Source organism: Dactylosporangium sp. CS-033363 (genome assembly GCF_050942475.1).
GTDB lineage: Bacteria > Actinomycetota > Actinomycetes > Mycobacteriales > Micromonosporaceae > Dactylosporangium.
In genome coordinates this window covers 10449576-10460533 of sequence record NZ_CP192032.1, presented here as the reverse complement: position 1 = coordinate 10460533, position 10958 = coordinate 10449576, and the positions used below count along the sequence as shown (strand labels likewise).

General features: G+C 71.5%; 8 protein-coding genes. 3 read left to right on the top strand and 5 right to left on the bottom strand.

From position 1 onward, the window contains the following. The first annotated feature begins 122 nt into the window (after nt 1–122). Nucleotides 123–1751: a hypothetical protein gene (locus ACQPZ4_RS48310; RefSeq protein ID WP_433052617.1), complete on the top strand. Its 1629-nt coding sequence runs from the start codon at nt 123–125 to the stop codon at nt 1749–1751. Between the two features lie 424 nt (nt 1752–2175). Here the strand turns inward: ACQPZ4_RS48310 and ACQPZ4_RS48305 are convergent, their stop codons facing one another. Continuing rightward, nucleotides 2176–4266, bottom strand: coding sequence for a RecQ family ATP-dependent DNA helicase (locus tag ACQPZ4_RS48305; protein ID WP_433052614.1), 2091 nt, complete (start codon nt 4264–4266; stop codon nt 2176–2178). A gap of 42 nt (nt 4267–4308) precedes the next feature. After that, nucleotides 4309–5166, bottom strand: a complete 858-nt coding sequence (locus ACQPZ4_RS48300; RefSeq protein WP_433052611.1) for an NlpC/P60 family protein — start codon at nt 5164–5166, stop codon at nt 4309–4311. A 160-nt stretch (nt 5167–5326) separates the two neighbouring features. Between ACQPZ4_RS48300 and ACQPZ4_RS48295 the strand changes: the two genes are divergently transcribed. After that, the gene (locus ACQPZ4_RS48295) at nt 5327–6190 is read left to right on the top strand and encodes a hypothetical protein (RefSeq protein WP_433052608.1); all 864 of its coding nucleotides are present in this window, start codon (nt 5327–5329) and stop codon (nt 6188–6190) included. 748 nt (nt 6191–6938) lie between these two features. Here ACQPZ4_RS48295 and ACQPZ4_RS48290 read toward each other — a convergent pair. Continuing rightward, nucleotides 6939–8633: a DEAD/DEAH box helicase gene (locus ACQPZ4_RS48290; protein ID WP_433052605.1), complete on the bottom strand. Its 1695-nt coding sequence runs from the start codon at nt 8631–8633 to the stop codon at nt 6939–6941. 280 nt (nt 8634–8913) lie between these two features. Here ACQPZ4_RS48290 and ACQPZ4_RS48285 point away from each other — a divergent pair, with 280 nt between their 5' ends. Beyond that, the gene (locus ACQPZ4_RS48285; protein ID WP_433052602.1) at nt 8914–9567 is read left to right on the top strand and encodes a ferritin-like fold-containing protein; all 654 of its coding nucleotides are present in this window, start codon (nt 8914–8916) and stop codon (nt 9565–9567) included. A 151-nt stretch (nt 9568–9718) separates the two neighbouring features. Here ACQPZ4_RS48285 and ACQPZ4_RS48280 read toward each other — a convergent pair whose 3' ends face one another. Both ACQPZ4_RS48280 and ACQPZ4_RS48275 read right to left on the bottom strand, forming a co-directional pair. Further along, complete coding sequence (locus ACQPZ4_RS48280; RefSeq protein WP_433052599.1) at nt 9719–9952, bottom strand: DUF3107 domain-containing protein; 234 nt, start codon at nt 9950–9952, stop codon at nt 9719–9721. A 68-nt stretch (nt 9953–10020) separates the two neighbouring features. Then, nucleotides 10021–10659 (bottom strand): TetR/AcrR family transcriptional regulator, encoded by a 639-nt coding sequence (locus ACQPZ4_RS48275; RefSeq protein ID WP_433052596.1) that lies wholly within the window; start codon nt 10657–10659, stop codon nt 10021–10023. Nucleotides 10660–10958: the final 299 nt, after the last annotated feature.

Here is a 10958-nt window from a genome sequence, read left to right as displayed (position 1 = left end):
TCGTTTTGTAGGTTCTGGCGTGCAACCTTCCTGCCTGGTACACAAGTCTGATCCTGGTGGCGTCCCGTATGTCCGCGGGCCGCCCCGCCGTAGGGTGATGGGGTCGACAGGTAGGAGGCGCCGTGCGGTTCGAGATCAGCCGGGTCATGGACACCATCGAGCAGCGGCTGACCACGGACGTAACGTTGGCCCAGGCCGTAGTGGACCTGGCCGAGGTAGCCCGCTTCCAGGCCCTGGACGGCGGCCGCCCGATCAACCTCCTGCGCCTGGGCATGGTGGTCGACGCCCTGAGCCGCTACCTGATCGACGCCGGCGCCATGCTGTACCCGGTAGCGGGCCGCGAGGTCCTGTCGGAAGCCGCCCTGACCTCGAAGGAACGCATGGTCCTGGGTCGCTGGGCCGACGACGGCCTGATCGAGGTCACCCCGGTGGTCGCCGACCGCCCGGCGGAGATCGCCGACTTCACGGGCCTGCCCCTGATCGCCGTACGCGACCTGCCGCAACAGGCGGCCCGCTTCCCGTGGATCGCGGACAGCCCCGAGCGCATTCTGCGCCTGACGCCGAGGGCGGGCGGCGCGGTCCTGACGCCGGGCGGCGAGCCGACGCCGCCGAAGGACGGCAAGGAACGCCTGGTGGTGGTCGGCAAGGCCACCCTGCCGATCGTCCCGCCGGACCCGAACGACCCGGCCACGGAGAAGGAGATGGCCGAGCCGGAGCCCCCGACCCCCGAGAACGCCTCTTCTCCGTCGGACGCCTCTCCCTCTTCGTCTCCCGCTGCCTCTGCCGCTCCCGCTGCCTCTGCCGCTGCCTCAGCTGCTTCCTCTGCTGCTTCCTCCGACGACCCTGCCGCGGAACCTTCTGCGGCCGATGCTGCTCCGGAGGCGTCTTCCGCCGAGCAGCCCGACTCTCCTTCTCCTGATTCGCCTTCTGCTGATTCGCCTTCTGCTGGCGAGACGGCCTCTTCGAACACGGCTTCTCCGGAAACGTCATCTCCGGACACGGTGGCCTCGCCAACGGTGCCAGCGTCTTCGGATGCCCCAGAGTCGAGAGGCGGCCGCCCGGACGGCCTCCAGTCCTTCACCGCGAGAGGCTCCCAACGCTTCGGCCGAACCCGAGTGGTACGCCGCCGCTTCACCAGAGCCGACCCCAGCGGCGTAGGCGCGTCCCTCATGGCCAGGGAATGGCGCTGCAAGGAACAGGAATGCCCCGCCTTCGGCGAACACCGCCGGATCGGCCAGCCCGTCCCGCGCATGCGAGCCGGCGTACCCGCCTGCCCCCGCCACGGCGAAGCGGTCAAGGACATCGGCCCCCGCCCCGCGGCTTTCGCAGTCGCGGTAGTGGTGGACGACCTGGCCAGACGCAGATTCGTCGTGAGCGCCAACCACCCGGTGGTGGTAGGCAAGGACCCGGCGGACCCGGACGACATCTCGGTAGCCGCCTGGCTCCACGAGGCCGCGGCGGCCTGGATCGCCAAGGAACACGTCAAACTCGAAGTGGTAGCCGGCCGCCTACAGGCCACCGACACGAGCGAAAACGGCACCCTGATCTGGAAGCGCTCCTCCCCGGACATCAAGGAGGAGACCGAACGCATCTACCGCAAGTCCTACCAACTCCAAGCCTGGGACTCTTTGGAGCTCTACACCGGCGTCGAACTGGTTCTGGGCGACAACCGCCTGCAGACCGTCGTCGGCTCCGAACCGGCCTCAGTACTCCTGGACGCCCCGACGGTCGCCCTCCGCCTGGTCGACTAGAACCCCCTCTCACCTACCACCACCGCGCGGCCCTCTGCCGGCTTCGCTCCCTGCGCTTGCCCCGCGCGGCCCCTGCTCCGCGCGGCTTCCAGTCCTTCGGGCGACCCCTTCCTCCCGGCTCTTGCCCCGCACGGCCCCTCTCTGGCGTCGCCCCTGCCCTCGCTCCCCGCGGCCCCTGCTCCACGCGACCGCAACTCCTCGCGTGCCCCTGCCCCGCGCGGCCCCTGCCCCGCGCGGCCCCTGCCCCGCGCGGCCCCTGCCCCGCGCGGCCCCTGCCCCGCGCGGCCCCTGCCCCGCGCGGCCCCTGCCCCGCGCGGCCCCTGCCCCGCGCGGCCCCTGCCCCGCGCGGCCCCTGCCTCTCCTCGCGAACCTCCACTCCTCCCCCCGGCCCCGGCCCCCCGGTCGTCGTCGCGCGGCTCGTGCGTCAGGCGGTCACTGCCAACGCGAACGGCAGCACCCCCTTCGCCCCGGCCTGGCGTAGGGCCCGCGCCGCCAGGGCCATCGTCCAGCCGCTGTCGACCATGTCGTCGACCAGCAGGACCGGGCCGTCCAAGGAGACCACCGCGTCGGCCAGGGCCGGTGGCACCTCGAAGCCGCCGTACAGGGCGCGCACCCGCTGGGCGCTGTTCGTCCGCGAGGCGGACTCCGTGGACCAGGCCGGCGGAATCGTGCCGAGCAGCGGCAGCCGCCCCACCTCGGCGATCCGCGCGCCCAGCGAGGCGACCAGCGTCGGGGCGTGCTGCGAGCCCAGCACCACGACGCCGGCCGGGCGCTCCTCCCAGCGGGCGTCGCCCTTGGCCCACTCGGCCAGGGTGGCCACCACGCCCTTGAAGACCTCGTCGGTGACCGGGGCGTCCGGCCCGCTGAGCACGGCGCGCAGGCGGTCGCCCCAGCCCAGGTCGCTCAGGCGGCCGATCGCGCGGCCCGGTTCGGACTGCTCGGCGGGCGGGATCTTGCCGCTCAGCGGCACGCCCACGGCCGGCAGGGCGGTCGGCCACTGCTTGCGCGGGGCGATTTCGACGCCGGCGCGGCCGAGGTGGGCGCGGGCGGCGTCGAGGGCGGCGGGGGAGACCTCCGTGGCGTACCAGGCGCCCGCGCACGTGTCGCACCGTCCGCACGGGGCGGCCTGCGGGTCGTCCAGCTGGCGGCGCAGGAACTCCAGGCGGCAGGTGGTCAGCGCCGCGTACTGCCGCATCGCCTTCTGCTCCGCCTCGCGCGCCGCGGCGATGCGGGCGTACCGCTCGGTGTCGTGCTTCCACGGCTCGCCCGTCGACTCCCAGCCGCTGCGCGTCCGGTGCACGGCGCCGTCGACGTCGAGCACCTTGAGCATCAGCTCGAGGCGGCCGCGGCGCAGCTCGACCCGCGGCTCCAGCATCGGCAGCGAGAGCGGGCGGCCGGCGTCGGCGAGCACGTCGAGCACCTGGCGGACCTGGTGCTCGGGCGGGAAGGCGAGCGAGGCGAAGTACCGCCAGATCTCGCCGTCCTCCTTGCCCGGCAGCAGCAGCACGTCGGCCTTCTCCACCGCCCGGCCGGCCCGCCCCACCTGCTGGTAATAGGCGATCGGCGACGACGGCGCGCCGAGGTGCACCACGAACCCCAGGTCGGGCTTGTCGAAGCCCATGCCGAGCGCCGAGGTCGCGACGAGTGCCTTGATGCGGTTCCCGAGCAGGTCCGCCTCGGCGTCCAGCCGTTCGGCGCCTTCGCTCTTCCCCGTGTACGCCGCGACGTCGTACCCCTGCGCCCGCAAGAACGCCGCCGTCTCGTGCGCGCCGGCCACCGTCAGCGTGTAGATGATCCCGGAGCCGGGCAGGTCCCGCAGGTGCTCGCCGAGCCAGGCCAGCCGGTGCGCGGGAGACGGCAGGCTCAGCGATCCCATGCGCAGGGACTCGCGGTCGAGGGATCCCCGCAGTACCAGTGCGTCGCCCAGCTGCTCGGCGACGTCCGCGGTCACCCGGGCGTTGGCCGTGGCCGTGGTCGCGAGGACCGGCGTGCCGGGCGCCAGGTCGAGCAGCAGCGTGCGCAGGCGGCGGTAGTCGGGCCGGAAGTCGTGGCCCCAGTCGGACACGCAATGTGCCTCGTCGACCACGAGCAGGCCGGTGGTGGCGGCGAGCTTGGGCAGTACATCATCGCGGAACGCTGGGTTGTTGAGCCTTTCCGGGCTGACCAGCAGGACGTCGACCGCGCCGTCGGCGATCTCGTCCCTGATCCCGTCCCACTCCTCCAGGTTGGCGGAGTTGATGGTCCGGGCGACGATCCCCGCCCGGGCCGCCGCGTCGGTCTGGTTGCGCATGAGCGCGAGCAGCGGAGACACGATCACGGTCGGCCCGGCGCCGCGGGCTCGCAGCAGGGCGGTGGCCACGAAGTAGACGGCCGATTTGCCCCATCCGGTGCGCTGCACGCAGAGCACGCGGCGGTGCTGGGCCACCAGTGCCTCGATGGCCGTCCACTGATCTTCACGCAGCTCAGCGGCGGGGCCGGCGAGCTTCTTGAGTACCTCTGTCGCTTCCTGTCGCACGCCAACGACGCTAGACGAGGGGTCTGACAAAAACCGAAACGATCACACCGGACGGCCGAATCCGGCCACCGGAGCGTAGTCGATCAGTCGCATAGAGATACGCTCTCCGGCCCGGGGTGCTTCGATCACGCGGCCCGAGCCGATGTAGATCCCCACATGGCTGACGTCCTTGTAATAGAAGACCAGGTCACCGGGTTGCAGCTCGGCGCGCGTGATCGGCTTGACCGTCTGTTTCTGCCGGGCGGCGTTGTGCGGCAGCACCACTCCGGCGGTCTTCCACGCCGCCATGGTCAGCCCCGAGCAGTCGAAGCTGTTCGGACCGTCGGCGCCCCACTGGTACACCTTGCCGAGCTGTGAAAACGCGAACTTGACCGCCCGACCGGCGGCATCGTCGGTGAACAGCGGCACGAACCCGTCGTGCAGCGCGCCCGACGGTGCCCGCGCGCCCCGCGCGCCTCCGAGCCGGCGCAGCTGGGCCTCGATCGTGGCCTTGCGCTGGCCCAGCTCCGCGCTCTGCGTGCGCTGTTGCTGCTGCAGCGTTGAGAGCTCGGCCTTCTGCGTGTTCAGCCGGTCCTGTGCGGACTTGAGTGACTTCAGTGCCCCAGCGCGCCGGCGCGAGATCTGGTCCAGCATGGCCAGCTGATCCATCCACGCCTCGGGCGACTGCGCCGTGATCAGCACCGCCGTCGAGCCGATGGCGCCGCTACGGTAGAGCGCGGCGGCCTGCGCATCGGTCTCCCGCTGGGCGGCGTCGACCTCCGTCTGCAGCGGTCCGAGCTGCGAGTTCACCTGCTGAAGGCGCGTGTCGGTGGCTCGCAGGTCGTCCCGCACGGCGTTGTACCGTTCGATGACGCTCTCGAGCTCCTGCCAGGCGTTGGCGAGCTGCCGTTGCCGGTCCACGGTCGGATCCGCGTGCCCGGTCCCGGGCGCCACCAGGAGAATGAGTCCGGTGACGGCCAGAGTTGCGGCGCTGCGCAAGTTCTTGCGACAAAACCCCACGTGTCACTAACCCCGCAATTTGGACAAAAGTTATTTAAACTCCCTCGGTAGGGTGGATCGCATGGCGTTCAAGGGACCGTTCGTGGCGGCCGGATTGGTCGCGGCCCTGCTGCTGGGCTTCGGCATAGCCCGCGCAACGGCGCCGCAGTCGACCCCGGCGGCGACGGCCGACCCGAACACGATCCCGTCCCACTCGCACGGCGGTGCCGTCATCGGCGACCTGGGCGGCTTCTCCTTGAGCGCCGGCGGTTTCACGTTGGTACCGTCTGAGCCCCCCACCTTCACCGCCAACGTCCAGCGCACGTTCGCGTTCCGCATCCTCGGCGCGGACGGAAAGCCCGTCACGAAGTTCGTCCCGAACCACGACAAGCTCATGCACTTCATCGTGGTACGACACGATCTCTCCGGCTTCCAGCACCTGCACCCGGAGATGGCCCCGGACGGCACCTGGTCGATCCCGCTCACGTTGGGCAGCCCCGGAATCTGGCGCCTGTACTCCGACTTCGTGACCCTCGACCCGGCCGGCCAACAGGTGCCCCTGGCCCTGTCGATCGACGCCACGGTGGCCGGCGACTACACGCCCCAGAAAATGTCGGACCCTGGGCGTAGCGTCGCGGTTGACGGATTCACGGTCACCTACGAGGGCACTCCGAGGGTCAACGCCACGGCGCCGATCAGCTTCCGCGTCTTCCAGAACGGTTCCCCGGTCACCGATCTGGAGCGCTACCTGGCGGCGTACGGCCACCTGGTCGTCATCCGCGACGGCGACCTCGGCTACCTGCACGTCCACCCCGAGGACCAGCTCGTGGGCGGCGCGGTGAAGTTCTGGCTGTCCGCTCCGAGCCCGGGCCGCTACCGCATGTACTTCGAGTTCCAGAAGTCGGGCGCAGTCCACCGCGCCGAGTTCACGCTCGACGTGCAGTAGGGCCTCGCGCGGCCCGCCAGCACGTCGGTCGGGGAGTGCGCCGCCAGCCGGTCGGCCTCGGTCGGGTTGAGCGCGGCCAGTCTGCCGGTCTAGGTCGGGCAGTGCGCCGCCAGCCGGTCGGCCTCGGTCGGGTGATCCGCCGGTCCCGCCGGTTCGCCGGTCCCGCCGGTCCGCCGGTCGGTCGGTCCGCCGGTCGGTCGGTCCGCCGGTCGGTCGGTCGGTCGGGTGGTCGGTCGGTCGGGTGGTCGGTCGGTCGGGTGGTCGGCCGCCAGCCCGTCGGCCTCGGTCGGGGTGGTCCGCCGGTCGGGTGGACGGGAGACAGCTGTCCGGCGCCGGGCTCAGCCGAGCGCGAGGCGAGCGCGCGTCAAAGCTCGCGCGCCGAGGGGGGACCGCGCGGGACAGGTGCCGCAGGCGGCCCTGCGTGCGAGCGGCCCCGCGTATGAAGGGCTCGCCACGCGTCCAGAAAGGTCCGCCGCAGATCCGGAGGGGCTCACCCTCGCGGGAGACGCCGCACAAGACTGGCCCACGCGTGCGGAGGGTTCACCATCGCCCGCGGTCGGACGCGGACCGGCCGAACTTCGCCACGCGACCTAACGACGGCTGCCTAATCGGCAACCTCGGCCTCGGCAACCTCGGCCGACACAGCGCGGGCGTCGCAGTCGCACCCCGCGGGCGGCGGGCCCCACCCGGCCCTGGACATGCGAAAGGGCGGGCCCCTGAAAGGCCCGCCCCTCGATGTCGGTGCTGGTTACTCCGCCGAGCCCTCCGAGCTCTCCCCAGCCTCGCCCGCTCCACCGCGCCCGCGGCCGCCACGGCGGCGGCGCCGACGAGTCCGGCCCGCGCCGCCCTCGTCGCCGGCCGTCTCGGGCGCGAACGAAGCCGCGTCGTCCGATCCGGCGGAGGAGAAGAGCGCGGTAGCGGTGCCCGCAGTAGCGGAGCCGGTGGTGGTGGCCGTGGCCACCGACGACTCGGCGTGCTCGGTCGCGTCCACCTCGCCGCGGCGGCGACGGCGGCGCTGGCGGCGCGGTTCCGTCGACTCCGCGGTGTCCGAGGAGGAGGCGGGGGAGGAAGACACGGCGCTGGACGAGGACCGGCCCCGGCCGCGGGTGCGGGCGGCGCGGCCTCGGGGCTTGCCCTCAATGTCCTCGAGCTTCTCCGCCGACAGGCCGGCCCGCTTGCGGTCAGCCGTCGGGAGGGAGCCCGTGGTGCCCTCGGGGATGCCGATGTCGCTGAGGAGGTGCGCCGAGGTGTGGTACGTCTCCGGCGGCTCCGGAAGTTCCATCCCGAGGCTCTTGTCGATGATCCGCCAGCGGGGCATGTCCTCCCAGTCCACGAACGTCACCGCGACGCCGGTGGCGCCGGCGCGGCCGGTGCGGCCGATGCGGTGGGTGTACGTGTCCGGGTCTTCCGGGCAGTCGTAGTTGATGACGTGCGTGACGCCGGAGACGTCGAGGCCGCGGGCGGCCACGTCCGTGGCGACGAGGACGTCGATCTTGCCGGCGCGGAAGGCGCGGAGGGCCCGCTCGCGGGCGCCCTGGCCCAGGTCGCCGTGGACGGCGGCGGCCGCGAAGCCGCGGAAGTCGAGGTCCTCGGCGACCCGGTCGGCGGCGCGCTTGGTGCGGCAGAAGATCATCGTGAGACCGCGGTCGGTGGCCTGCAGGACGCGGGCCACGATCTCGATCTTGTTGAGGGGGTGCGTGCGGTACACGAACTGCTTGGTCAACGGCGAGGGGCCGGTGTTGGCGTCGTGGTGCGCGTGGATCGTCATCGGGTGGCGCAGGAACCTACGCGCGAGCGTGACGATCGGGTCGGGCATGGTGGCCGAGAAGAGCATCGTCTGACGCTCCTCCGGCAGCAGGGTCAGGATTCGCTCGACGTCGTCGAGGAAGCCCAGGTCGAGCATCCGGTCGGCCTCGTCGAGCACCAGCGCGCGCACGGCGTGCAGGCGCAGGTGCTTGCCCTTGGCCAGGTCCAGCAGGCGGCCGGGCGTGCCGACCACGATCTCCACGCCGTTGCGCAGCGCCTCGATCTGCGGTTCGTACGCGACACCGCCGTACAAGGGAAGCACTCGGACGTTTCTGGTCTTTCCGGCCGCCGCGATGTCCCGCGCGACCTGGAGGCCCAGCTCGCGGGTCGGCACGACGACGAGCGCCTGGGGCAGCCCGTCGGCGCCCTCGCCGGGGGCCGTGACGCGGTCCAGCAGCGGTACGCCGAACCCGAGGGTCTTGCCGGTGCCGGTCGGCGCCTGTCCGATCAGGTCGGTGCCCCGCAGTGCGATGGGAACCGCGTACTCCTGGATCGCGAAGGCGCGTGTGATGCCGACCGCCTCGAGCGCGGCCACGGTCTCGGGCCGCGCGCCCAGGTCGGCGAAGGAGGGACTGTCGGTGCGCACAGGCGCACGGGGGGCCACCGTCTCGGCGGCCTCAGTGTTGTCGATGGTCATGTTGTGCTCGGGGTGTCTCTCTCGCGGGAGCGCCCCTGAAGTGCTGGGTGCGCTCGATCTGTGTGGGGCGCGGGCCACACGCGACCGTTTGACTGTGGTCACGGGCTACAAGCGCCGGTTTGCCAGGGCTAGGGTCCGCCCAGGGCTATCCGATCCATTGTACCGACACAAAGGCGGATCCGCTCACAACACTGCGTGCCGCCCGTCAAGGTCTCCGGCGGGGTACTGTGCCGACGTGTCCGATGTCACCCCGGCCGTCCGGTCCGAAGACGATCCGTCCATGGCCGCAGCGACCGGCGAGGCGGCGGTGGAGGCGGTCACCGACCTTCTGGGCATGCTCGCGTACGGCGAACTCGTCGCCTTCGACCGCATGGCCGCCGACGCCCGGCTCGCTCCCGACCTGCGCCGACGTGCGGTGCTCAGCGAGATGGCGGCCCGTGAGATCGCCAACTACGGCCGCCTGTCCGACCGCCTGGCGGAGCTCGGCGCGGACCCCGAGGCGGCGATGGCCCCCTATGTGCAGGCCGTTTCGGCGTACCACGAGCAGACCGAGCCCAACGACTGGCTCGAGGGGCTCGCCAAGGCGTACGTCGGCGACGGCATCGCGGACGACTTCACCCGGGAGGTCGCCGTCGTGCTCGCGACCGCCGACCGGGACCTCATTCTCGACGTCCTGCACGACTCCCGGCACGCCGACTTCGCCGCCGACGAGCTGCGGGCGGCGATCGCCATCGACCCGAAGGTGCGCAACCGCCTCTCGATGTGGGCCCGCCGGCTGGTCGGGGAGGCGATCTCGCAGTCGATGCGGGTGGCGGCCGAGCGCCCGTCGATCGCGATGCTGCTCGCGGCCCGCGGTACGGACTTCCCGGCCCTGCTCAGGCGCCTGACCACGGCCCACACAGCCCGCATGGGCGCCGTCGGCCTGAACAACTGATCTTGCCCCAGAAACCCGACAAAGCAGGCAAAGTGCGCGCATCCCCCGTCAGGGTATAAGTCCGAAATGTCGCGGCTAGCGAAGCGCCCGACATTTCGTGCACCAAGAAGGGCTCCCAAAAAATTCTGGGAGCCCTTCCAAAAAAATAGGTTCAGCGCGCCGCAGAGAACCCAACCGGCCGCGGCGACGCTTCGGCGATCTCCACGTAGGCGATCTTGCCAACCGGCACGATCACCCGGCGGCCCTTGTCGTCGACCAGGGACAGCACACCTTTATCGCCACCATTGATCGCGTCGGTGACCGCAGACTCGACCTCGGCCGGCGACTGCGTGCTCTCCAGCACCAGTTCCCGAGGCGCGTACTGCACGCCGATCTTGACCTCCACGTCTTCCTCCTTGATCGGGCGCGGCCATCATCGGCCCGCACACCCAGTGTGGTTGAAGATTAACGCGATCAGGCGTGTTCGCCGTGCAGGGGGAAGCTCGCGATGCCGCGCCACGACAATGTGGTCAGCAGGGTCTCCGCCTCGGCCTTGTCCACCTGGCGGCCGCCGGCCAGCCAGAACCGGGCCGCGATCTCGGCCGCGCCGACCAGGCCGGACGCGAGGAGCTCGGCGCGGGCGCGGCTCACCCCGGTGTCGGCCATGATCGTGTCGGTGATGGCGGCGATGCACCCGGTCTCGACGCGGTCCACGCGCTCGCGCACGGCCGGGTCGTTGCGCAGGTCGGACTCGAAGACCAGGCGGAACGCTTCGCTCTCGTGGTCTATGAAGTCGAAGTACGCCTGGATGGCGCCCCGCACGCGGTCCTTGTTGTCGGTGGTCGCCTCCATGGCCGAGCGGACCCGGGAGACCATCGCGTCGCAGTGCGTGTCGAGCAGGGCGAGGTACAACTCCAACTTGCCCGGGAAATGTTGGTACAAGACCGGCTTCGAGACGCCCGCCCGCTCCGCGATATCGTCCATCGCCGCGGCGTGGTATCCCTGGGCCACGAACACCTGCTGAGCCGCGGCGAGCAGTTGCTTTCGCCGCGCCGACCGCGGCAGTCGCACGGGCCGACCGGCCGCCTGCGTGCCGCTCATCGCCGAGGTCATGTTCACCATCCGGATTTGGGTCGAGATTGCAACTTACCCCCTTTCCACCCACACGGTAGCCTCACCTAGGGGCGACGGAGGAGCGTGCGGTGGACGAAACGGGGCAAGCCGGTAACCCGGAATCGGGTGGCGCCTACCCTGGTGCAAACCTCGGCCCGACCCCGGGCCTGGGTCGCGGTCGTGCCGCATACCCGGATCCGCAGGCCAATGGCGGTACGCCGACGGACGACGCCCTGGAGGCGATCGTCTCGGCCTGGCGCGAGCCCGCCTCCGGCGCGATCGCCGGGCGCGCCCAGGTG

Coding starts and splice junctions, on each gene's coding strand:
- ACQPZ4_RS48295 (WP_433052608.1), top strand. CDS start 5,327: ATGGCGTTCAAGGGACCGTTCGTGGCGGCCGGATTGGTCGCGGCCCTG.
- ACQPZ4_RS48275 (WP_433052596.1), bottom strand. CDS start 10,659: ATGACCTCGGCGATGAGCGGCACGCAGGCGGCCGGTCGGCCCGTGCGA.
- ACQPZ4_RS48290 (WP_433052605.1), bottom strand. CDS start 8,633: ATGACCATCGACAACACTGAGGCCGCCGAGACGGTGGCCCCCCGTGCG.
- ACQPZ4_RS48285 (WP_433052602.1), top strand. CDS start 8,914: ATGGCCGCAGCGACCGGCGAGGCGGCGGTGGAGGCGGTCACCGACCTT.